The organism is Pseudomonas sp. NY15437, assembly GCF_048068435.1.
Taxonomy (GTDB): Bacteria; Pseudomonadota; Gammaproteobacteria; order Pseudomonadales; family Pseudomonadaceae; genus Pseudomonas; species Pseudomonas nitroreducens_B.
Genome location: NZ_JBLUQC010000002.1, coordinates 82,876 through 104,726 on the forward strand (window position 1 = coordinate 82,876; position 21,851 = coordinate 104,726).

At 67.4% G+C, this 21,851-nt stretch carries 19 protein-coding genes and 1 pseudogene; 10 read left to right on the plus strand and 10 right to left on the minus strand.

Annotated elements, in window-relative coordinates; all coding sequences use genetic code 11:
* Positions 1–31: 31 nt before the first annotated feature.
* From ACNFIA_RS04410 to ACNFIA_RS04420, 3 genes and pseudogenes are all read right to left on the minus strand, one after another.
* Positions 32–2,203: a TonB-dependent receptor family protein gene (locus ACNFIA_RS04410; RefSeq protein ID WP_416783117.1), complete on the minus strand. Its 2,172-nt coding sequence runs from the start codon at positions 2,201–2,203 to the stop codon at positions 32–34.
* A 201-nt stretch (positions 2,204–2,404) separates the two neighbouring features.
* The gene (locus ACNFIA_RS04415) at positions 2,405–3,256 is read right to left on the minus strand and encodes an AraC family ligand binding domain-containing protein (protein WP_416783118.1); all 852 of its coding nucleotides are present in this window, start codon (positions 3,254–3,256) and stop codon (positions 2,405–2,407) included.
* Between the two features lie 223 nt (positions 3,257–3,479).
* Positions 3,480–4,066, minus strand: a pseudogene (locus ACNFIA_RS04420) (GNAT family N-acetyltransferase).
* Positions 4,067–4,309: 243 nt separating this feature from the next.
* Between ACNFIA_RS04420 and ACNFIA_RS04425 the strand changes: the two are divergent.
* Positions 4,310–7,786, plus strand: coding sequence for a NahK/ErcS family hybrid sensor histidine kinase/response regulator (locus ACNFIA_RS04425; protein WP_416783120.1), 3,477 nt, complete (start codon positions 4,310–4,312; stop codon positions 7,784–7,786).
* 128 nt (positions 7,787–7,914) lie between these two features.
* On the opposite strand, the gene ACNFIA_RS04430 is transcribed toward ACNFIA_RS04425, so the two are convergent.
* A complete protein-coding gene (locus tag ACNFIA_RS04430; RefSeq protein ID WP_259753545.1) occupies positions 7,915–8,373 on the minus strand; it encodes a DMT family transporter in 459 nt (152 codons plus the stop codon).
* Between the two features lie 83 nt (positions 8,374–8,456).
* Here ACNFIA_RS04430 and ACNFIA_RS04435 point away from each other — a divergent pair, with 83 nt between their 5' ends.
* Entirely contained in the window at positions 8,457–9,365 is a 909-nt protein-coding gene (locus tag ACNFIA_RS04435) for a LysR family transcriptional regulator (RefSeq protein ID WP_416783122.1), read from the plus strand.
* Between the two features lie 3 nt (positions 9,366–9,368).
* Here ACNFIA_RS04435 and ACNFIA_RS04440 read toward each other — a convergent pair whose 3' ends face one another.
* Positions 9,369–10,067 carry a MerR family transcriptional regulator gene (locus tag ACNFIA_RS04440; RefSeq protein WP_416783722.1) on the minus strand — a complete coding sequence of 233 codons (699 nt, stop codon included), beginning with the start codon at positions 10,065–10,067 and terminating at the stop codon, positions 9,369–9,371.
* 391 nt (positions 10,068–10,458) lie between these two features.
* On the opposite strand from ACNFIA_RS04440, the gene ACNFIA_RS04445 reads away from it, so the two are divergent.
* The 4 genes from ACNFIA_RS04445 to ACNFIA_RS04460 all read left to right on the plus strand — a co-directional run bounded on the left by ACNFIA_RS04445 (position 10,459) and on the right by ACNFIA_RS04460 (position 15,461).
* On the plus strand, positions 10,459–11,358 hold the full coding sequence (locus ACNFIA_RS04445) for a M24 family metallopeptidase (protein ID WP_416783124.1): 900 nt from the start codon (positions 10,459–10,461) through the stop codon (positions 11,356–11,358).
* Positions 11,355–13,127 (plus strand): SDR family oxidoreductase, encoded by a 1,773-nt coding sequence (locus tag ACNFIA_RS04450; protein ID WP_416783126.1) that lies wholly within the window; start codon positions 11,355–11,357, stop codon positions 13,125–13,127. Before ACNFIA_RS04445 ends, ACNFIA_RS04450 begins: the two co-directional genes overlap by 4 nt.
* An 8-nt stretch (positions 13,128–13,135) precedes the next feature.
* Positions 13,136–14,026, plus strand: a complete 891-nt coding sequence (locus ACNFIA_RS04455; protein ID WP_416783128.1) for a metal-dependent hydrolase — start codon at positions 13,136–13,138, stop codon at positions 14,024–14,026.
* 88 nt (positions 14,027–14,114) lie between these two features.
* Positions 14,115–15,461, plus strand: coding sequence for an NAD(P)/FAD-dependent oxidoreductase (locus ACNFIA_RS04460; protein WP_416783129.1), 1,347 nt, complete (start codon positions 14,115–14,117; stop codon positions 15,459–15,461).
* Between the two features lie 324 nt (positions 15,462–15,785).
* Here the strand turns inward: ACNFIA_RS04460 and rmuC are convergent, their stop codons facing one another.
* The 4 genes from rmuC to ACNFIA_RS04480 all read right to left on the minus strand — a co-directional run bounded on the left by rmuC (position 15,786) and on the right by ACNFIA_RS04480 (position 19,129).
* Complete coding sequence (gene rmuC, locus ACNFIA_RS04465; protein ID WP_416783723.1) at positions 15,786–17,150, minus strand: DNA recombination protein RmuC; 1,365 nt, start codon at positions 17,148–17,150, stop codon at positions 15,786–15,788.
* A gap of 559 nt (positions 17,151–17,709) precedes the next feature.
* Complete coding sequence (locus ACNFIA_RS04470) at positions 17,710–17,919, minus strand: hypothetical protein (protein ID WP_259753533.1); 210 nt, start codon at positions 17,917–17,919, stop codon at positions 17,710–17,712.
* 76 nt (positions 17,920–17,995) lie between these two features.
* Entirely contained in the window at positions 17,996–18,760 is a 765-nt protein-coding gene (locus ACNFIA_RS04475; protein WP_416783130.1) for an RES family NAD+ phosphorylase, read from the minus strand.
* Positions 18,761–19,129 carry an MbcA/ParS/Xre antitoxin family protein gene (locus tag ACNFIA_RS04480; protein ID WP_259753529.1) on the minus strand — a complete coding sequence of 123 codons (369 nt, stop codon included), beginning with the start codon at positions 19,127–19,129 and terminating at the stop codon, positions 18,761–18,763.
* A gap of 252 nt (positions 19,130–19,381) precedes the next feature.
* Between ACNFIA_RS04480 and ACNFIA_RS04485 the strand changes: the two genes are divergently transcribed.
* Positions 19,382–19,822, plus strand: coding sequence for an RcnB family protein (locus tag ACNFIA_RS04485; RefSeq protein WP_259753527.1), 441 nt, complete (start codon positions 19,382–19,384; stop codon positions 19,820–19,822).
* A gap of 4 nt (positions 19,823–19,826) precedes the next feature.
* Here ACNFIA_RS04485 and ACNFIA_RS04490 read toward each other — a convergent pair whose 3' ends face one another.
* Complete coding sequence (locus ACNFIA_RS04490; protein ID WP_416783132.1) at positions 19,827–20,258, minus strand: hypothetical protein; 432 nt, start codon at positions 20,256–20,258, stop codon at positions 19,827–19,829.
* Between the two features lie 124 nt (positions 20,259–20,382).
* Here ACNFIA_RS04490 and ACNFIA_RS04495 point away from each other — a divergent pair, with 124 nt between their 5' ends.
* The 3 genes from ACNFIA_RS04495 to ACNFIA_RS04505 all read left to right on the plus strand — a co-directional run bounded on the left by ACNFIA_RS04495 (position 20,383) and on the right by ACNFIA_RS04505 (position 21,810).
* Positions 20,383–20,937 (plus strand): GreA/GreB family elongation factor, encoded by a 555-nt coding sequence (locus ACNFIA_RS04495; protein ID WP_416783134.1) that lies wholly within the window; start codon positions 20,383–20,385, stop codon positions 20,935–20,937.
* Between the two features lie 56 nt (positions 20,938–20,993).
* Entirely contained in the window at positions 20,994–21,341 is a 348-nt protein-coding gene (locus ACNFIA_RS04500) for a carboxymuconolactone decarboxylase family protein (protein WP_017522075.1), read from the plus strand.
* Between the two features lie 97 nt (positions 21,342–21,438).
* On the plus strand, positions 21,439–21,810 hold the full coding sequence (locus ACNFIA_RS04505) for a hypothetical protein (protein WP_416783135.1): 372 nt from the start codon (positions 21,439–21,441) through the stop codon (positions 21,808–21,810).
* Positions 21,811–21,851: the final 41 nt, after the last annotated feature.

Genomic DNA, 21,851 nt, shown 5'->3' on the forward strand with positions numbered 1-21,851 from the left:
AGGACGGGCTTTTCCAGGTGTCGGCATCCGATCAGAAGCCGACGCTGCCCTGCACATAGAAGGTGCGCGGCTCGCCGAGGTAGATGCCGGCGTTGTTGTCGCTCGAACGGGTGTAGTTCATCTGGTCGAAGAGGTTCTTCACCCCGGCGGCGACCTTCAGGTTCGACGCCTGCGGGCCGAAGTCGTAGCCCACGCGGGCGTTCCACAGCACGTAGCCGGGGATGTCGCCGTACTGGCCATCGGCGCTCGGCTCGGTGATGTAGTTGCCGGTGAAGCTGCCGTTGGCGTTGGTGGTCGGGCCGGGCGCGCGCTGCTTCGACTGGGCGAAGCCGTCGAAGTTGTAGGTCCAGCGGTCATGCTCGTAGCGCAGGCCGATGGTGGCCACCTGGCGCGAGTAGAGCGGCAGGTCGCGGCCCTTGAAGCCGGGAATGTCGCCTTCGTAGGTCGCGCGGGTGTAGGTCAGGGTGCCGTAGGCGGTCAGGCCGGCGAGGACCGGGTCGAGCGCGGCCATGTCGTAGTGCGCCGAGGTCTCGATGCCCTGGTGCTTGGTGGCGCCCAGGTTGGTCCAGCCCACGTCGTTGCTGATGTACTGCAGTTCGTCGTCGAAGTCGATGTAGAACAGCGTGACTTCGCCACCCCAGCTGCCGTTGTCGTAGCGCGTGCCCACTTCGTAGGTCTTCGCCTTCTCCGGCTGCAGGCCGCTGGCGGTATTGTTGCCGCTGCCGCCCTGGCCGAGCTGGAAGTACTGCAGGCTGCCGAAGGACGTCTCGTAGTTGGCGAACAGCTTCCATTCGTTGGACAGGTGGTACATCACCGCCAGCGCCGGCAGCGGCTCGTTGTAGTCCTTGCTGCGGTTCTTCTCCTGGACCGGCTTGCCCTTGTTGTCGATGACGGGGCGCTCGTGCCAGTCGGTGGAGATGCGCTCGAAGCGGATGCCCGGGGTGACGGTCCAGTTGCCCACATCGATCTTGTCGTCGAGGTAGACGGAGTTCGCCTCGGTGCCGCCGGTGCGGTCCTGGTAGGTGTGGCCGTCGCCGCCGGGGGTCGGCAGCGTGGTCGGGATGTTGTTGATCAGCGCGACCTGGCTGGCGCGCTCGTGCATCGCTTCCTTCAGGTAGCGGTAGCCGATGCTGGCTTCCTGGGTGGTCGGGCCGACCATGAAGATCTTCGAGACGCGCGGCTCGATGCCGAAGGTGTGGTAGTCGCGCGGGTAGGACGCCAGCGTCTTGAGGTCGCGGTTGGCGATGGTGCTGCCGCGGAAGCTGTCGCTGTAGTAGGTCAGCACTTCGACCTGGGTGAGGTCGTCGATCTGCCGCTTGTACTTGAGCGAGACGTCCTTGCGGCGCCCGGTGAAGTTGTCGTAGTCGCGCACCGACTGGTACGGGTCCTTGTCGAACTGCGCCTGGGTCAGGCCGCCGGGCATGTCGGCGCTGCCGTCGTAGTAGTGGAAGTTGGCGGAGAACTCGTCGACGTCGGTGGGTGCCCAGTGGGTCTTGAACATCACGTCGTCGATGTCGGTGGCGTCGTTGCTGTCGCGGTAGCCCGCGCCCTTCACGCCCGAATACAGCAGCGCGGCGCCCATGCCGTTGTCGGCCGTGCCGCCGAGGAAGGCGTTGTAGAGCTTCTTCCAGCCGCCATGGGAGGCAGTTTCCACGGTGCTGCCGACATCGCCGGAGAATTCCTTGGGAATCGCGCGGGTGACGAAGTTGATCACCCCGCCGACGTTCTGCGGGCCATAGCGCACGGAGCCGGCGCCACGCACGACGTCGACGCTGTCGAGGTTGCCCACCGACAGCGGGAACATCGACAGCTGCGGCTGGCCATAGGGCGCGACGGCAGCCGGTACGCCATCGATGAGCACGGTGGAGCGCGGCGACAGGCGCGAGGTGAGGCCGCGCACGCCGACGTTGAGGGACACATCGCTGCCGCCGGTACCGTTGTTGTCCTGCACCTGGACGCCGGGAATGCCGCGCAGCACGTCGCGCACGTTCTGCGCGCCCTCTTCGATCATCTGCTCGCGGCGCACCACGGTGCGGGCGCCGGGGTGGTTCTGCACCACCTGCTGGTCGGCCTCGCCGAGCCAGTCACCGACCACGGTGACGGTCTCCAGCTCCTTGGTGTCTTCCTCGGCCTGCGCCGGCAGCAGCGGCGCGGCCAGGGTGATGGCGATCGCCAGGCGCGACCACGAACGGACTTGCGACATGCTTCCCCCTCCCCGGGTACTTCGTGAAGGGGGAGGAAATTAGAACTGATTGTAAATTTTGTAAATGCAAATGTATCGCAAATGAAAAAATATTCCGGTTGACTCAGATTATCTTTTCGGTTTTTGAAGACGCCTCTTCGGCCGCCGCACGAGGGCAGCGAGCGCTGGGACAGGGCTGGGCAGCAGGTGGGCGGCGCACAGTCAGACCGAACGGAACGACCGGGCGCACGCCTGGCGGTATTCGCCGGGGCCGACGCCATAGGCCTGCTTGAATTGCCGGCTGAGGTGGCTCTGGTCGGCGAAGCCCAGCTGCATCGCCACGGTCAGCGGCATGCAACCCTGCTTGAGCAGCGCCCTCGCCTGCTCCAGCCGACGCTGCTTGAGCCAGGCGTGGGGCGGCAGGCCGGTGGCCTTGCGGAATACGCGGGCGAAGTGGAACGGCGACAGCCCGACGGCAGCGGCCAGTTCCTCCAGCGAGGGCGGCTCCATCAGCCGCGAGCCGAGCAGCTCGCGGGCGCGCGCCACGGCCACCGGTTCCTGGCCGGCCGGCGGCGCCTCGGGTATCCGCGCGTGGCGCTGGAACAGCAGCAGGAGCGCCTCGCGCCAGCAGGTCTGGCGCTGCAGCACGCTGGCATCCGAATCCACCAGGCGGTGCGCCGCGAACAGCGCCTGGACCAGTTCCGGATCGAACACCACGCTGGCGTCGAACGACGGCGTGCCACCACCGCCCAGCTCCAGTTCCTCCAGCACGCCGGAGACCTGCGCCAGCTCCGGATAGAAGCCGCGGTAACGCCAGCCGGCCTCGTCGGCCTTGGAGCCGGTGTGGACCTCGTCGGGGTTGATCAGCACCACGCTGCCGGCCGGCGCGACGTGCTCGGCGCCGCGATGGTGGAAGCGCTGTGCGCCCTGCTCGATCATGACGAAGGCGAAGCCCTCATGGACGTGGGGCGAGAACACCTGCTCGATGTAGCGCGCGTGCAGCAGCTCGACGCCGCCCAGCTCCTGGGCGCGCCAGAAGCGGGTGCGTTCGCCGCTCGCGTGGTGTTCTGCCATGGATTACACCGTCAGGGATTCTGTGTACGCCGTGCCCCGTAAAGAGCATCAGCCATCGCCGGAAAATTGTGCCCGCGCATTTCCCTCACCCTAACCCTCTCCCAAAGGGAGAGGGGACCGTTCGGCGCAGGATGAAACTATCGCGCCAGCCGGTACGGATGGCTCCCTCTCCCTCTGGGAGAGGGCTAGGGTGGGGGTTCTCAAGCCGCGAACAGAGTACCACTCAGCCGTTGAAGCCCGCCTCCAGCGCGGCCTTCACCTGCGGCCATTCCTGGTCGGTGATGCTGTAGAGGATGGTGTCGTCGAGCCGCCCGCCGGCCAGGCGCCGGTGGTTGCGCAGGATGCCCTCGCGCACTGCGCCGAGCTTCTCGATGGCGCGCTGCGAGCGCAGGTTGCTGGCGGCGGTCTTGAGCTGCACGCGCACCATCTTCCAGCTGTCGAAGGCGTGGCGCAGCATCAGGTATTTCATCGTGGCGTTGAGGCCGCTGCCGTGCTGGGCCTGGTCCAGCCAGGTGGCGCCGATCTCGCACGCCGGCAGCGCCGGGAGGAAGTCCATGAAGCGCGTGGTGCCGACGATCTGGTTGCCCAGGCGCACCACCAGCGGCAGGGCGCGGCCCTCGCGCTGTTCGGCCAGGCCCTGGCGGTACCAGTCCGGGCGCCCCGGCGCGCTCATGAACTGCAGCACGTCGCGGTTCGCTTCCGCCAGGCTCACCAGTTCCGGCACGTCGGCCTCCACCATGGGCTCCAGGCGCAGGGCCCCGCGCTGCAAGGTGATGGGTAACGGTCTGAACATGGCGCCCTCCTCGACACACGACGCGAAATCATCGCTCACATCAGAGCGTAGCGGCCCGGCGAAGTGCCGCGCACCCGGTCAGGTGCGACGGACGGACCGCGAGAAGGCCGGCACGCTACCAGTACGGCGCCCGGCTCTCAAGTGTGAGACAGGGCACAGCGCCACTGAGACATTGGTAGCAGGCGTCTGACAGTTCCGGACTTTGGTGCGAAACTGCTGCGAGCGCTCCTGCGGGGGAGCCAGTCATTTCCGGAGTCAGCATGTCGTTGTCCAGTGGGCTGATCGCAACGGTCGCCCTGCTCTACATGGCGGTCCTGTTCGCCATCGCGTTCTATGGCGACCGCCGTCGCGCCCCTCTTTCGCCGCGTGTCCGCGCCTGGGTCTACAGCCTGTCGCTGGCGGTGTACTGCACCAGCTGGACCTTCTTCGGCGCCGTCGGCCAGGCCGCCGACCAGCTCTGGTCGTTCCTGCCGATCTACGTCGGCCCCGTGCTGCTGATGCTCTTCGCGCCCTGGGTGCTGCAGAAGATGATCATGATCAGCAAGCAGGAGAACATCACCTCCATCGCCGACTTCATCGCCGCACGCTACGGCAAGTCCCAGGCGCTGGCGGTGGTGGTAGCGCTGATCTGCGTGGTCTGCGTGCTGCCCTACATTGCCCTGCAGCTCAAGGGCATCGTCCTCGGCGTGAACCTGCTGATCGGCGCCGGCCCCGATTCCACCGGCATCCGCGCCCAGGACACGGCGCTGATCGTGTCGCTGATCCTCGCGCTGTTCACCATCGTCTTCGGCACCCGTAACCTGGACGTCACCGAACACCACCGCGGCATGGTGCTGGCCATCGCCTTCGAGTCGCTGGTCAAGCTCACCGCCTTCCTCGCCGTGGGGATCTTCGTCACCTACGGGCTCTATGACGGCTTCGGCGACCTGGTGGACAAGGCCCGCGTCGCGCCGCAGCTCAACGAGTACTGGAAGGAGACCGTGCACTGGCCGGCGATGCTGCTGCAGACCGGCGTGGCCATGACCGCCATCATGTGCCTGCCACGGCAGTTCCATGTGCTGGTGGTGGAGAACATCGAGCCGCGCGACTTGAACCTGGCACGCTGGGTGTTCCCGATCTACCTGGTGCTGGCCGCGCTGTTCGTCGTGCCCATCGCCCTCGCCGGGCAGATGCACCTGCCCGCCGGCGTGATGCCCGACTCCTTCGTCATCAGCCTGCCGCTGGCCGAGGCGCACCCGGCGCTGGCCCTGCTGGCCTTCATCGGCGGCGCGTCGGCGGCCACCGGCATGGTGATCGTCGCCAGCGTGGCGCTCTCCACCATGGTCTCCAACGACATGCTGCTGCCCTGGCTGCTGCGCCGCAAAGGCGAAGCCGAGCAGCCCTTCGAGGTGTTCCGCCATTGGCTGCTGACCGTGCGCCGGGTGAGCATCGCGCTGATCCTGCTGCTGGCCTATGTCAGCTACCGCCTGCTCGGCTCCACCGCGAGCCTCGCCACCATCGGCCAGATCGCCTTCGCCGCCATTGCCCAGCTGGGCCCGGCGATGATCGGCGCGCTGTACTGGAAGCAGGCCAACCGCCGCGGCGTGTTCGCCGGCCTCGCCGCCGGCTCGCTGCTGTGGGCATACACCCTGGTACTCCCGGTGGTCGCCAAGGGCCTGGGCTGGCCGCTGCACACCTTCCCCGGCCTCGCCTGGCTCGCCGGCCGCCCGTTCGGCCTGTCCATCGAGCCGCTGACGCTCGGCGTGCTGCTGTCGCTGATCGGCAACTTCGCGCTGTTCGGGCTCGTCTCGGTGTTCTCCCGCACCCGCGTCTCCGAGCACTGGCAGGCCAGCCGCTTCATCGGCCAGGAAATCTCCCAGAAGCTCAGCTCGCGCTCGATGCTCGCGGTGCAGCTGGAAGACCTGCTGATGCTCGCCGCCCGCTTCGTCGGCGAGGAGCGCGCGCGGCAGAGCTTCATCCGCTTCGCCTACCGCCAGGGCAAGGGCTTCACCCCCAGCCAGAACGCCAACGACGAGTGGATCGCCCACACCGAACGCCTGCTCGCCGGCGTGCTCGGCGCGTCCTCCGCGCGCGCCGTGGTGAAGGCCGCCATCGAAGGCCGCGAGATGCAGGTGGAGGACGTGGTGAAGATCGCCGACGAAGCCTCCGAAGTGCTGCAGTTCAACCGCGCCCTGCTGCAGGGCGCCATCGAGAACATCACCCAGGGCATCAGCGTGGTGGACCAGTCGCTGCGCCTGGTGGCCTGGAACCATCGCTACATCGAGTTGTTCGAGTACCCGGACGGGCTGATCTACGTCGGCCGGCCCATCGCCGACATCATCCGCTACAACGCCGAGCGCGGCCTGTGCGGCCCCGGCGACCCGGACCTGCACGTCGCCAAGCGCCTGTACTGGATGCGCCAGGGCACGCCGCACACCTCCGAGCGGCTGTTCCCCAACGGCCGGGTGATCGAGCTGATCGGCAACCCGATGCCCGGCGGCGGTTTCGTCATGAGCTTCACCGACATCACCAACTACCGCGACGCCGAGCAGGGCCTGAAGAACGCCAACGAGAGCCTGGAGCAGCGCGTGCAGGAGCGCACCTTCGAGCTGTCCCAGCTCAACCACGCGCTCATCGAAGCCAAGGGCACGGCCGAGGCGGCGAACCAGTCCAAGTCGCGCTTCCTCGCCGCGGTCAGCCATGACCTGATGCAACCGCTGAACGCCGCGCGGCTATTCTCCGCCGCCCTCGCCCACCAGGAACAACTGCCCGAGGAAGCCACCGAACTGGTGCGTCACCTGGACTCCTCGCTGCGTTCGGCCGAAGACCTGATCACCGACCTGCTGGACATCTCGCGTCTGGAAGGGGGCCGCGTCAGCGCGGAGGTCGCGGCCTTCCCGCTGAGCAACCTGTACGACACCCTCGGCGTGGAATTCCGCGTGCTCGCCCAGGAGCACGGCATCGACTTCCACGTGCGCGGCAGCAAGCTGCGCGTGGAGAGCGACATCAAGCTGCTGCGCCGGGTGTTGCAGAACTTCCTCACCAACGCCTTCCGCTACGCCAAGGGCCACGTGCTGCTGGGCGTACGCCGCGAGGCCGGGCACCTGCGCCTGGAAGTCTGGGACCACGGCCCGGGCATCCCACCGGACAAGCTGCAGGTGATCTTCGAGGAGTTCAAACGCCTGGACAGCCACCAGACCCGCGCCGAAAAAGGCCTGGGCCTGGGCCTGGCCATCGCCGACCGGCTGTGCAAGGTGCTGGGGCATCGCCTGGAAGTACGCTCCTGGCCGGGCAAGGGCAGCGTGTTCAGCGTCAGCGTGCCGCTGGCCCGCCAGCCGGCGCCGGCCCCCCTGAACGGGCACAAGGTGGAAACCCCGCAACAACTCAACGGCGCGCAGGTGCTCTGCGTGGACAACGAAGACAGCATCCTCACCGGCATGAACAGCCTGCTCAGCCGCTGGGGCTGCCGCGTGCTCACCGCGCGCAGCCGCGAGGAATGCCAGGCGCTGCTCGACGAGGACGCGCGCCCGCAACTGGCGCTGATCGACTACCACCTGGACGACGGCGAACTGGGCACCGACCTGATGGCCTGGCTGCGCACCCGCCTGGGCGAGCCGGTGCCGGGCGTGGTGATCAGCGCCGATGCCCGCCCGGAGCTGGTGGCGCAGATCCACGCGGCGGGGCTGGACTTCCTGCCCAAGCCGGTGAAGCCGGCGGCATTGCGGGCGTTGTTGAGTCGGCATTTGAGTCTGAGGTAAGTCGCCCAGCCGAGCTTTGGCTGCGGCGGCGGTTCGCGAGCAAGCTCGCTCCTACAGGCGCGGTATACGCGCTCTTCGTAGGAGCGAGCTTGCTCGCGAACCGCCCACCGTCATCAGCCAGATCATCCTCACGCTACCCTCCCCCGCCACTGCAACAGCACCACGCCGGCAATGATCAACCCGACCGCCAGCAACCCCTCGGGGGACAATCGCCGCACCGGGAAGCCGGCCCAGCCGAACTGATCGCACAGCGCCGACATCAGCATCTGCCCCGCCACCACACAGGCCAGGAAGGTCGCCGCGCCCAGCTGTGGCGCCAGCATCACGGCAACGGTCAGGTACGCCGCGCCAAACAGCCCGCCCAGCCAGCCCCACCAGGGCGTGGTGGCGATGCCCGCTGCCGGCGGCAGCGGCACACGAAAGGCCAGCAAGGCGACGATCACCGCCACCAGGCTCACGCCCAGGGACGTCAGGCTGGCGCTCAGCGGATGGCCCAGCTGGCGGCCGAGCAACGAATTGCTGCCTGCCTGCAAGGCGACCAGCGCGCCCACGCCAATGGCGGGCAATAGCAGCAGCAGTTTCGACATCGAGTGATCTCCATGGCTTGTCGATGCCGTGCAGCTTCTGCTATCCATCCTGCGCATGGAAATGAATGATTGGTACAACCGGAATGCATGCAATTCATGGCCTGCGCCGCATCGACCTCAACCTGCTGGTGGTCCTCGACGCCCTGCTGGAGGAGCGCCACGTCTCCCGCGCCGCGCAGCGCCTGGCGATGACCCAGCCGGCGGTGAGCCACGCGCTGGGCCGCCTGCGCGACCTGCTCGACGACCCGTTGCTGGTGCGCGCCGGCAACCAGATGCAGCTGACCCGCCGCGCCTTCGAGCTGGCCGGGCCGCTGCGGGAGATTCTCGGCGGCGTGCGCCGGCTGGTGCTGGGCGATGAGTTCGACCCGGCCAGCGCCGAGCTGGAGTTGCGCCTGGGCATGTCCGACTACGGCGCCTGGGTGGTACTGCCCGCCCTGCTGCCGACCCTGCGCCGCGAAGCGCCGGGCATTCGCCTGGACGTGCGTCAGGCCTCGCGCGTGGGGATGGCCGAGCAGGTGGCCAGCGGCGAACTGGACGGCGCCCTCGGCGTGTTCCCGATGCTGCCCGAGGGGCTGCGGGTGCAGCCGTTGTTCGAGGAGCGCTTCGTCTGCCTGTGCTCGCTCGAAACCCTCGGCGGCAGGAAGCGCCTGGACCTGGAAGACTACCTCGCCGCCCCCCACCTGCGGGTCGCCCTGCAGCAGAGCCCAGCCGAAGAGATCGACAGTCACCTGGAAAAACTCGGACGGCGTCGTCAGGTGGCCGCCACCGTGCCGCACTTCAGCGTCGCGCCCAGCCTGCTGGCCGGCACCGACCTGGTGCTGACGATTGCCGAACGGATGCTCCCGGACGATCTCGACGCCCACGGCCTGGCCAGTTTCGAGCCGCCACTGCAACTGGCGCCGTTCGACTTCGTGCAGATCTGGTCGGACACCAGCGAAGACGACCCCGCGCGGCGCTGGTTGCGCGGCAAGCTGGCCCGGGCGGCGAGCTGAGCCTTACTCCGGCGTCTCCAGACGGCGGAGGATTTCCCCGACACGCTCGCCGAGCATCTCGTTGGCCGAGCGCTTCAGCCCGCGCGCCAGCTCCACCAGCACCACCTGCTCGGCGACCGGCCGCAGGCGCTGAAAGACTTCGGCGAGGCGCTCCAGGTCCGCCGCGCCGGGTAGCAGGTCGGCACCGGGCTTGTCCACCAGATGGGTCACCACCAGCCGCACGATGCCGGCGGCCAGGTGTTCGGTGTCCGTGCGCAGCACCGCCAGATGGTCCAGCAGCGCCGCCAGGGGAATGCCGGCGCGGTACAGCTCGACGCCGGCATTGAACAGGCGCGGGCAGGGAATGCTGATGCGTTCGCCATCGAAGGCCAGCAGCCCCTGCGCCAGCGCCTGATCGATCACCGCGTCATTGAGTTCGTCGCCGAACAACGCCTGCAGGTCGCTGAACTCGATGCTGCCAGGCGACTCCAGGTTCCACGGGCCGACGATGGCCTGGTCGAGGCCGAGCACATGGTCCAGGTCGTGGCCGTGCTCCCAGCTTTCCAGCAGTTCCTTGATGTTGGCGATGTTGTAACCGCGCTCCAGCAGCCGGTTGATCAGGCGCAGGCGGCGCAGGTGGCTGCCGAAGTACACCCCGGCGCGGCCACGGCGCTCGGGCGGCGGCAGCAGGCCGCGGTCCTGGTAGGCGCGCAGGTTGCGCACGGTGCTGCCGGCCTCGCGGGCCAGTTCATCCACCGTGTATTCGCGCTCTTCTTCCAGCGCCGAGGGCGCATCGTCCGGGCGCTGCAACAGGCGCTGCAGGAGGTTAAGGGGTGTGCTCATGGGGCGGATGATAGCCAGCGCCAGCGTGGCGCCACAATCCAAAGCGCTAATCCATTCGTGACCGCTCGCGCGGTCGCAAGGCCCAACCAAAGACGGGACCTGCACCCGACGAAAATCCGCCGTCTCGCCACAACCCGCGCCGCCAGCGGTTCCCCACGACGGTAACACCCGAAGGCGGTGCGCACGGCATGGCGCAACACGCGCCGATGGGTCAGCATCGATCGTGACATCAACCGATGTAAAGATAACAACAACCAGCCTGGAGAAAGTCATGTCCCAAGGCGCGTGGGGGTCCACTCCCGACGATCTGGCTGCCGAAGACCTGTTGCAGTTCCGCGAGACTCAGCAACTGGCCTACCGCTGCTGCGAAACCATTGCCGGCGAACTGCGCCCCGGCATCAGCGAGCGCGAGACCGCCGCGCTGATGAAGACCTGGCTGCTCGATCACGGCGTGCGCGACTGGTTCCACCAGCCCTTCGCCTGGTTCGGCCCGCGCACGGCGTTCAAGGGCTTCGACGGCCTGCGCCACCTGGGCGGTTTCAACCTGGCCTTCTACCCCGGCAAGCAGCGCCTGGAAGAAGGCATGCCCTTCATCCTCGACTGCGCGCCGACCCTGGGCGCCTACACCGCGGACGTCGGCTACTCCGGCGCGCTGGGTCACAACCTGCTGCTGGAGCGACTGCTGGACGACCTGCTGGCGCACCGCAACCTCATCGTCGAGCGGGTGCGCCAGCGCCTGCCGCTGGCCGAGGTCAGCCAGGCGGTGGACCGCCTCTGCCAGCGCCAGGGCACCCAGCCGCGGCACAAGGCCTACCCCTTCGAGGTGCTGGCCCACCGCGTGGAAAAGCTCGGCGCGCGGAACAGCGGCCCGTCACTGGCGCGCTTCGGGGTGCGCAATATCGCCACGCTGATGAAGAACGCGTGGATCACGGGCCGCCGCGAGGGCTGGTCGCCGCTGTGGTCGAGCAACGAGCGCTCGCGGCACGCGCCAACGCCCGGCCTCTGGGCGGTCGAACCGCACCTGGGCCTGCGCGGTGTCGGCGCCAAGTTCGAGGAGCTGCTGGTGGTCACCGAGGATGACGCCTACTGGCTGGACGACGACCTGCCCCACGTGCGCCGCTGGATCGCCCGCGGCCTGATCAGCGCCCCGGCGCGGCGGGAGGTGGCATGAACGCCATGCTGGAGAAGACACTGCCGACACCGGAGCGCCTCGAGGCACCCTCGGGCAACGTACGCCTGGCTGTGTGGCGCTGGGGCGAACCGCATCTGCCGATGCTGCTGTTCGTGCACGGCTACCCGGACAACCATGAGGTCTGGCTGCCGCTGATCCGCCAGTTGGCCGGGCGCTACCAATTGGTCGCCTATGACGTGCGCGGCGCCGGTGAATCCGACAAGCCACGCAAGACCCGCGACTATCGCCTGGAGCTGCTCAGCCAGGACCTCAGGGCGGTGCTCGATGCCGTCAGCCCGCAACGCGCGGTGCACCTGGTGGCCCACGACTGGGGCTCGATCCAGACCTGGGAGAGCGTCACCGATCCGCAGCTGCGCACGCGCATCGCCTCCTACACCAGCGTCTCCGGGCCGTGCCTGGATCATGTCGGCTTCTGGATGCGCGACCGCCTGCGCCGCAAGACGCCGCGCGCGCTGCTGCAGATGGCCAGCCAGCTGCTGCACTCCTGGTACATCTACTACTTCCACCTGCCGCTGCTACCGTCGCTGTCCTGGCGCTTCGGCGCCGCGAAGGCCTGGCCGCAGTACCTGCGCAAGGTCGAAGGCATTCGCAACCCGGTACGCAACCCGCACCAGGCCAGCGACGGCGAACATGGGGTGAAACTCTACCGGGCCAACTTCATCCCCTCGATCTTCACGCCGCGCAAGCGTCATACCGAGGTGCCGGTGCAGCTGATCGTGCCAACCCGCGACCGCTACGTCGGCCAGCAGTTGTTCCAGCAACTCTCCTTGTGGGCACCGCGCCTGTGGCGCCGCGACGTCACCGCCGGGCACTGGCAACTGCTCGCCGAGCCGACTCAACTGGGCCGCTGGATCGACGAGTTCGTCAGCCACCTCGAAGGCGGCGAAGCCACCCCGGAACTGCAACGTGCCGCGCTGAAACCCGGCGCCGGCCCCTTCGCCGGCAAGCTGGTGGTGGTGACGGGCGCGGGGGGCGGCATCGGCCGTTCGACCCTGCTGAGCTTCGCCGAGCGCGGCGCCAGCGTGCTGGCCGCGGACATCGACCCGGCCGCCGCCGAACGCAGCGCCGAGCTGGCCCGCGCAGTGGGCGCCAATGCCTACAGCTATTGCGTCGACGTGGGCGACAGCGCGGCCATGGAGCGCTTCGCCCAGTGGGTGAAGAACAGCCTCGGCGTGCCGGACGTCGTGATCAGCAATGCCGGCATCGGCATGGCCGGGCCGATGCTCAAGACGACCCCGGTGGAGTGGGAACGCCTGCTGCGCATCAACCTGTGGAGCGTGATCGACGGCTGCCGGCTGTTCGGCAAGCAGATGGTGGAGTGCGGCAAGCCGGGGCACCTGGTCAACGTCGCGTCCGGCGTGGCCTTCGCGCCGTCGCGCAACTATCCGGCCTACGCCACCAGCAAGGCGGCGGTGCTGATGCTCAGCGAATGCCTGCGCGCCGAACTGGCCGGCAACGGCATCGGCGTCAGCGCGGCGTGCCCGGGCTTCGTCGACACCGGCATCGTCCAGGCCACGCGCTTCGCCGGCCTGGACGACGAACAACAGGCCAGGCAGCGCGCGACAGTGCAGCGCTTCTACCGTCGGCGCCGGCTCAGCCCGGACACCGTCGGCGAGCGCATCGCCCGCGCCGTGGAACGCAACCAGCCGGTGGTGAAGGTCGGCAGCGAAGTGCACCTGGGCGCCCTGCAATGGCGCTTCATGCCCTGGCTGTCGCGCCTGTTCGCCCGTCTCAATCTGACTGCCTAGGGATCTCCATGAACGACCACCACCATAAGCTGGTACAACGCAAGGTGCAGTTCGACTACAGCGATTCGCCGCTGCACTGGATTCCCGGCGAGCCCGAGGCATCGCACGTGGTGAACGTCATCCACATGATGCTGCCGGCGGGCGAGCTGTGGTTCTGCCGGCTCTACAACAAGGCCTTGCCCTTCGTGACGGACAACCGGCTGCGCGACGACGTGCAGGGCTTCATCCGTCAGGAGGCGATGCACGCCCGCGCCCACAGCGGCGCGCTGGAGCGCTACCTGAGCCACCACGGCATCGACTCCACGCGCTACCTGAAGGTGATGGACTACCTGTTCGAACAATTGCTCAGCGACACTCCACTGGGGCTGACCGTGTTCAACCGCACGGCCTGGCTCAGGCGCTGGTGGATCGGCCAGCGCTGCGCCATCGTCGCGGCGGTGGAGCACTTCACCTGCGTGCTGGGCAAATGGATCCTGGAGGCCGACGCCCTGGACCGCGCCAAGGCCGACCCGGTGCTGCTGGACCTGTTCCGCTGGCACGGCGCCGAGGAGGTGGAGCACCGCAACGTGGCTCACGACCTGCACGTGCACCTGGGCGGTACCTTCGTCAGCCGGCAGTTATGGATGTTCGTGGTCTGGCCGCTGATCATCTATCTGTTCGCCTTCGGCACCCGCACCCTGTCGAGGCAGGACCCGAGCCTCACCCGGCCGCGCTCCTTCGCCGCGATCTGGCGCGATGGCTCGCGCCATGGCGTGCTGCCGAAGATCAGCTCGGTGGCCACCAGCTTCCTGCGCTACTTCAAGCCCTGGTACCACCCCGACCACGAGGCCAACACTCAGGAAGCGCTGGACTATCTCGCCCGCTCACCCGCCGCCAGCCGCGCCGCGCGCGCGTCGTAAGGCCTGTCGGCGCGCCCGCGCAGTGGATGCGCGGCACGCGTCGATCGCATACTGCGGCATCCGTTATTCGACTCAGGGATTCCGCCGTATGCCGATGGGAACCTACCCGCTTCACCCCGCCCTCGCCGCCCGCGTGGAACGCCTGCCCGAGCAGGTGGACGTGGTCATCGCCGGCAGCGGCATCATGGGTTGCGCCACCGCCTGGTACCTCGCCGGCCTGGGCCTGAGCGTGCTGGTGCTGGATAAGGCCGGCCTCGCCAGCCAGCAGTCCACCCGCGCCTGGGGTTTCGTCCGCCAGCAGGCGCGCGACCCGGCGGAAGTGCCGCTGATGATGGCCGCGATCCCCCTGTGGGAGCGTCTGGAAGACCAGCTGCAACTGCCGCTGGAATGGCGCCAGGGCGGCTGCCTGTACCTGGCCGAAACGCCGGAGCAGCAGCATAAGTACGAGGACTGGCTGAAGGTCGCCGCCAACTTCGGCCTCGGCACCCGGCTGCTGGGCCGCGCGGAGGTCGCGCAACTGATGCCGGCACTGAGCGACCCCGCACGCGGCGCCCTGTATACCGCCAACGACGGCCAGGCCGAGCCTCGCCGTGTCGCCCCCGCCTTCGCGCTGCGCGCCATCGAGCGCGGCGCGGTGTTCGTCGAAGGCTGCGGCGTCACCGGCATCGACCGTGCGGCCGGCGCCATCTGCGGCGTGCAGACCGAACGTGGTTATGTGAAGACTCGCCAATTGCTGGTCTGCGCCGGCGCCAGCAGCTGGCGCCTGGTGGAAAGCCTCGGGCTGCCGCTACCGCAGCAGGCCGTGCGCTGCACGGTCTCGCGCACCAGCCCGGGCCCGGACATCGGCGCACAGAGCTTCATCGGCCACGGTATTGGATTGCGCCAGCGCGCCGATGGCAGCTTCAACCTGGCAGACGAAACCCAGGCCGATATCGACCTGAACCTCGATTATCTGCGTGCGGCCCGTCACTACCTGCCGCACCTTCCGGAGCACCGCGCGGGCTTTTCCTTCAAGCTCAACGGCGCGTTCCTCCACAACCTGCGCCAGCGCCTGCCCGGTTCTGAACGCAGCGTGAACGGCTCTCTGCTCGGCGAGCGCGATCCGCAGGTGAAGGCGAACACCTCACGGGTGTTCCAGGCGCAGCGCAACCTGGCCAGGGCATTCCCGGCGCTGCGCGAGGTGAAGGTGGTGGAAAGCTGGGCAGGCCTGATCGACGTGCTGCCCGACGGCATCCCGGTGCTCGACGCGCCGCCTGAGGTGCCCGGCCTGCTGGTCGCCACCGGCTTCTGCGGCCACGGCTTCGCCATGGGGCCCATCGTCGGCCAGTTGATGAGCCAGTGGATTCACACGGGCGAGCCGGGCATGGACCTGCACCCCTTCCGCCTGCGGCGCTTCGCCGATGGGACGGCGGGCAAGCCCTACTCGTTATTCTGAAAGTAGGCTCTTCGCTCTACGTAGGAGCGAGCTTGCTCGCGAACCGGCATTTCCCCGAAACGTCGATGCCACCGGCGGACTCTTCCAGGAGCGCGCGCTGCGCGCGTTCGCGGGCCTGGCCTGCTTGCCCGATAGTCCCGCGTTCGGGTCGGCCCTCACCCTAACCCTCTCCCAGAGGGACAGGGGACCGTTCGGTGCAGGATGAAACCACAGCATCAGCCGGCACGATCTGCCCCCTCTCCCTCTGGGAGAGGGCTGGGGTGAGGGAGAGACGCACGCACAAAGCTGCCAGAAAAGGATCCTCGTCTCTACACAAACGCAGCGTTACTCGCCCTCTTCCACCACCGGCGAATCATCGCTCAACGCGCGCTCCAGCCAATCCGTCGGCAGGCTCTTGCTGGCCCGCGCGCCCAGCAACTTGACCTGCTCGGCGCGGCTGATCAGGTTGCCGCGCCCCTCGCTGAGCTTGTTGCGCGCGGCGACATAGGCCTTGTCCAGCTGCTGCAGGCGGGTGCCCATCTCGTCGAGGTCCTGGACGAACAGCACGAACTTGTCGTACAGCGCCCCGGCGCGCTCGGCGATTTCCCGGGCGTTCTGGTTCTGCCGCTCCTGGCGCCACAGGCTGTCGATCACCCGCAGCGTCGCCAGCAGCGTGGTCGGGCTGACGATCACGATGTTGCGCTCGAACGCCTCCTGGAACAGGTTCGGCTCCGCCTGCAGCGCCGCCGAGAAAGCCGCTTCCACCGGCATGAACAGCAACACGAAATCGAGACTGTGCAGGCCTTCGAGGCGGCGATAATCCTTCCCGGAAAGCCCTTTCACGTGATTGCGCAGCGACAGCACATGGGCCTTGAGGGCCTGCTGGCGAATCACCTCGTCCTCGGCCGCGATGAACTGCTGATAGGCCGTCAGGCTGACCTTGGCGTCCACCACCACCTGCTTGTCGCCGGGCAGGCGGATCAGCACGTCCGGCTGGAAGCGCTCGCCATCCGGCGCGCGTAGGCTGACCTGGGTTTCGTACTCGCGGCCCTTCTCCAGGCCGGCATGCTCCAGCACGCGTTCGAGCACCAGCTCGCCCCAGTTGCCCTGGGTTTTCTGGCCCTTCAGTGCGCGGGTGAGGTTGGTGGCCTCCTCGCCCAGGCGCAGGTTCAACTGCTGCAGGCGCTCCAGCTCCCTGGTCAGCGAGAAACGCTCGCGGGCCTCGGCCTGGTAGCTCTCCTCCACACGCTTCTCGAAGGACTGGATGCGCTCCTTGAGCGGGTCGAGCAACTGCCCCAGGCGCTGCTGGCTGGACTCGGCAAAGCGCTGCTCGCGCTCGTCGAAGATCTTCCCGGCCAACTCGGCGAACTGCGCGCGCAAGTCCTCCTTGGCGGCTTGCAGGTCGCCCAGGCGCTGCTGGTGATGGTCCTGCTGCTCACGCAACTCGGCGGACAACGCCGCGTGCTCGGCGGAAAGGCGGCGCAGCTCGGCCTCCTTGTCGGCACGCTCGGCCTGCCAGTCCTGCTCGGCATTATCCAGGCGGGCCAGCGCCTGCTTGTTCAACTCGATTTCCCGACGCAGCGCGGCGGCCTCGGCGGACAGTTCGTTATGCCGCCCGCTCAGGCGCTGGAAGGCCTCGCGGTCCGCCTCGGCCTGGGCGCTGAGCCCGTCCTGCGCCAGTTGCGCCGTGGCCAGCCGTTCGCGCAGCAGGCTGGCCTCCTGCTCCACCGCCAGCCTGCGCGCCTGCAAGCGCCAGGCAAGCGCCGCCATGGGCAGCAGACCGGCAAGCGCACCGAGCAACAGGGCGGTCAGATCGAGGGGCATGCAGGACTCCGAGGTGTGGCAATCGATCGCGCCAGTCTATCAGTCACCTACCCGAAGAGCCTTCGTCCACTGTAAAGGCCCTGGAACAAGGCTCCTGAGCAAGCGCTCGGGACAATCCACAGAAGCTGTGGATAACTCAGTGGAGAACTTGCTGAAAACCGTCCATACCCCCAGTGAACTGGGGCCATGTGACAGATTGGTGATTTTTTCACCAATCAAAATTTCCCTTATTTTTCAACAAGTTAAAAAACGCAAGGAAATTTGTGGGGTGGCGATGTGCAATGTTCCGAGGGCTTGACAGAGTGCGTCAGCATTGTGCACAAGTGCGCGCCACGCAGCAGCCGACCGCCCCGTTTCAGGGCGGTGGATAGGAAGTGTTCTCAGGCAGACAGTGCATCCAACCGGACACGGGAAGCTCCCGCTCCCCCGCCACTACCGGTGAATGTCAGGCAATCTGCACCTGGCGGCGCGGCATACGCTGCGGCCGGACAATACGCGGTGGTTCAGGAAGCTGGATCGCTTGCTGCTCGGCGGCACAGACCCGCGCATACATGCGCTCGGCCGCGCTGCGGCTGCTGCAGTCGTAGAAGAACTGGTTGAGGTACACGCGCCAGCGACGATGGTCGCTGGGATGGACGGCTATCCGTATATCCATGGTCTGGCGCTCCCTGCTTGGCCATCCCGCAACATACACCGCCCACCGCCAGGCGACAGTGGCAGACGATGAACGGTCAGGCCGGATGCGGCAGCCTGCCGTCCACCAGGTACTGTTCGCGCCGGTACAGTCGGGGGCTGTCGGGCACCTGGGCATGCTTGAAGGCGACGTACTCCGCAGTGGTTTCGCACAGCCAGGGCATGAGGTTGCGCGGGCGCTTCTCGGTGAAGGCCGAGGGCACGAACAACGCCACGTTGATCCCGCCCTGGGGACAGCGTGCCGAGCGATACTCGAACGCTTCGATGCCCGCTTCGCGCATCGCGCTGCCCAGCCCCTGGGTCACGCTGTAATCCTGCGGATCGGTCAGGGCCGCGTGTTCACGGAAGGGCGGCAAGTGCAGGCGCACACCCTTCTGCACCTGGAACCGCGCCTCGAAGGACGCGTGCTCGGACAGGATTCGCCCGCTGGGCGGCGGCGTCGCCATGCCCTCCCACAGCACGAAGCGGTAGAACGCCGACTCGGCCATGGCGGTCTCCAGCTTCAGCGCACCGTAGAACAGGCTCGGCTCATGCCGACGGCCAAAGCGCGAACCCCAGCGCAGCGGCGGATAACGGAACGGCGTCTTCAGCAGGTAATGCAGCGGCTCGGCGGGCGGCGGCATGCGTGGCTTGCTGGTTTCCAGCAACTCCTCGAGCAGGGCCTGTTCCTCCAGGGTGTCCACCAGTTGCAGCGTGGCCACCTGGCCCTGGCTTTCCACCAGGCGCACCAGACGCCCGCGCATGGGGGCGACGACCGAATCCTCGTAGTTCGCCCAGAGCCGGGCACCGGCGGCGAAGGACATTCAGACCTTGCCCCGAATGGCGTCCAGGTACTCGACCACCGCGACCAGCCCCTGTACCTGCTCCATCAACTGCAGCGGCACGCCGCCCAGGTGGCGGTTCTCGGTACACAGGAAGTGACGCATGTCCTCATGGTTGCCACCGAACAGGGCGAACAACGCGCGGTAGATGCGCACCAGCAACAGCGCCAGTTCGCCGGTCTTGCTGTCCACACGCAGGCCGTTCTGCTTCCAGCGGCTCACCGCGCTGCGGTCCACCCCGACGATGGCGGCCAGCTGCTGCTGGGTCATCGCCAGGTGCTCGCGGGCGGTCAGCACCGCCTTGGCCAAAACGGCATCGGCAGCCGGGTTTTCCCTCAGCAGAGCGCTCATGACAGAACTCCATCCAGTGCATTTACCGCAAACATACCATCAAATGCCGCAAACACACAAAACAGAAGAAACCGGTAGGCACCCTGAGCGCTGTGTATCGGCAGGCTGACAAATCGGGAAAACTCTTTACCGGACATTTACTTGGCCTTGGCACTCCTTGACGCAACGGCGCGGTCTCATGAAGTGCCCGGATCGTCCGGGACTTGAAAATGGCAACACGCACCGCCCAGTCGGTTGCGCCAGGAGAACACCATGAAGAAGTCCGTCGCCCTACTCTGTGCCGCCCTGATGCTCGGCAGCCCGCTGGCCAGTTTCGCCCAGCCCGGCCCCGGCCCGGACAACGGCCCGAACTGGCAGGACAACCGCGGGCCGCAACAGCAGCAACGTCAGCAGCCGCCGCGCGGCCCGCAGGGCAACTACCCTGCGCAAGGCCGACACGGCGAGCACTACGACCACGGCTACCGCAATCCGGATTACCGGCCGCAGCCCGGCTTGCCGGTGCCCCATCGCGACTGGCGCCGCGGTGTCGTCGTGGAGCCGGTCTATCGCGGCGACCGCTACTGGGTCACCGACTGGAATGCCCGCCACCTGTACGCCCCGCCGCGCGACCATCGCTGGCTGTACGTCAACGGTGACTACATTCTGGTGGCCATCGCCAGCGGTGTGATCGTCAACATCCTCAGCGGCTACTGACGCCTCAGGCGCTGGCGCTGACCATCGAGCCAGCGCCACTGCCACCGGCCCGGCGGATGGCATCGGCCAACGCCGCGGCGGTCTGTTGCATTGCCGCACTGGTACTGGCGATGCGGCTCTGCACGGACATCAGCGCAGCGGTGCGCTCGGCATCCGAGGCGTAATGGCGCTGCTGCGCCTCGGCCAGCTCGCGCTGTTCCTGCTGCAACTGCTTCTGCAACTCCTTCAGGCGCTTCTGCAACTGCTCGACCGCCGTGCTGGCGGTGCTTCCCGAGCTTTGCTGGCTCTTGCCGCCGGCCGCAGCGGCGCTGGTTTGCAGACGCGGACTGTCGGTGGCGCTGCCGCTCTGGGTCGCGCCTGCCGACGCAGTGGTTTCGCCGGCCACGCGCAACTGGCTGGCAAATGTCTGGATGGAGGGGGTGATGGAAAGGCTCATGCCGGATGTCCTTTGTTCCGGGAATTCAGCCGTTCTATCGGCCGCCGGAGCAAAAGCTTGAAAGCGCCTTCGCACGCCTGCGCAAACGCCCTAGGATAGGCGCCTTTATTTGCAGCCCGCCGCCATGGACAAGAAACGCGCTTACCAACTGATCCTCGCCCGCTTCGCCGAAGACCTGGACATCGCCGTACGCGCCGCCCAGACCGCCCACGAGACGGCAACCCACGAGGAAAACATCGCCGAGAACAAGTACGACACCCTCGGCCTGGAAGCGGCCTATCTCGCCGCCGGCCAATCGCGCCGCGTCGAGGAAATCCGCCAGGCGCTGTCGCTGTTCGAAAACCTGCAGCTGCGCGATTTCGATGAAGAAATGGGCATCCAGACCAGCGCCCTGGTGCAATTGGTCAACGAGCAGGAGCAGCAGCGCTGGGTCTTCATCGGCCCGGACGGCGCCGGCCTCAAGGTGCAATACGACGGCATCGACGTCCTCGTCATCACCACCCGCGCACCACTGGGCAACGCCCTGCTCCATCGCCATCCCGGCGACGAGGTGGAAGTCGGTGCCGGCAACGCGCGCCAACGCTACGAAATCCTCGACGCCTACTTAGCGCGTCGCGGGCCATCGCGCGCATCGATGAAAAATCTGAGCGAAACAGACAATACCCGACGCGCCGGCTGACGCAGACTAAGCTTCAAGGCCACACCTCATCCCTCCCGGCCTCAAGGAGAAGCATCATGCTGTTCAACTGGTCCGAGTATGTCCCTGCCGTGAAAAAAGCCTTCGGCGCCCTGGGCAAGAAACACCCGAAGATGATCGCTGCCTACCAGGCCCTGGAAGCCGCCGCCGCGGACGGCGACGCCCTGGACGCCAAGACCCGCGAGCTGATCGCCATCGCCGTGGCCATTACCACCCGCTGCGACGGCTGCATCGGCGTCCACGCCGAAGCCGCGCGCAAGGCCGGCGCCACCGAAGCCGAGATCGCCCAGACCCTGGCCACCGCCATCTCCCTCAATGCCGGCGCCGCCTACATCTATTCCCTGCGCGCCCTCGAAGCCTACGAGTCCGCCGCCGCGCCGAAATAATCCACCGCCCGCGACGCCACGGCGCCGCGGGCCTGCCTGTTTCCCTCAGGGCTACCATGGGTTATCACTGGCGCTTCGCCAAGCAAAGCCCGCCCCCATGTCACAACAACCCACCCTCGGCTTCTGGAAACTCACCCTCGCCATCGCCGCGGGCATCTGGCTCGGCTGCCTGGCCGTCGCCGCCACCGCCTGGCTGGCCTGGCCCACGCTGCCGCCTGGCCTCGCCACCCGCCTCGCCCCACCAATTGCGCCTGCGCCCGCCGCTCCACCGCCGCCGCGCAGCCAGGAAGAAATGTTCCAGCGCTACCTCGAACGTCAGCAGACGGTGCAGGAGCAACAGAATCGTCAAATAGAGAAGTCAGAACGGGAAAAACGCTTCAACAGCGCGCCGTGCCAGTTCTGGCGCCAGCAGTACCAGGCCAATCCCACGGAAGGGAATCGGCAGAAGATGGATGGGTATTGCGGATGAGGGAGCGCAGGGCGGGGAATTTCACGACGCAGAAAAGACAA